This window comes from Noviherbaspirillum sp. ST9 (assembly GCF_048799745.1).
GTDB lineage: Bacteria > Pseudomonadota > Gammaproteobacteria > Burkholderiales > Burkholderiaceae_D > Noviherbaspirillum.
Window position 1 is genome coordinate 1 of the sequence record NZ_JBLWFR010000142.1, and the last position, 597, is coordinate 597.

The following is a 597-nucleotide window of genomic DNA, read 5'->3' on the forward strand; positions in this document are numbered from 1 at the left end:
TGACCACCTATGGGGTGCAGCAGCTAAGAATATTCCGCAATGGGGGGAACCCTGACGGAGCGACACCGCGTGGATGAAGAAGGCCGGAAGATTGTAAAGTCCTTTTATAACAGAAGAATAAGGTTATGAAGAGAAAGCATAGCGGGTGACGGTATGTTATGAATAAGAGGCGGCTAATTACGTGCCAGCAGCCGCGGTAACACGTAAGTTGCGAGCGTTGTTCGGAATTATTGGGCGTAAAGGGCATGTAGGCGGTTTTGCAAGCTTGGTGTGAAATGCATAGGCTCAACCTATGAACTGCATTGAGAACTACAAGACTTGAGTTACTGAGGTGGAACTGGAATTCCAGGTGTAGGGGTGAAATCTGCAGATATCTGGAAGAACACCAATGGCGAAGGCAAGTTTCAAGCAGATAACTGACGCTGAGGTGCGAAGGTGCGGGGAGCAAACAGGATTAGATACCCTGGTAGTCCGCACAGTAAACGATGTACACTAGGTGTTTGACCAAGAGGTTGGGTGCCAAAGCAAACGTGATAAGTGTACCGCCTGGGAAGTATGCCCGCAAGGGTGAAACTCAAATGAATTGACGGAGGCGTT

General features: G+C 48.9%; 1 rRNA gene. It reads left to right on the top strand.

The window, feature by feature from the left end:
* Positions 1 to 597 (top strand): 16S ribosomal RNA (locus ACNOHI_RS25215); the annotation flags it as partial.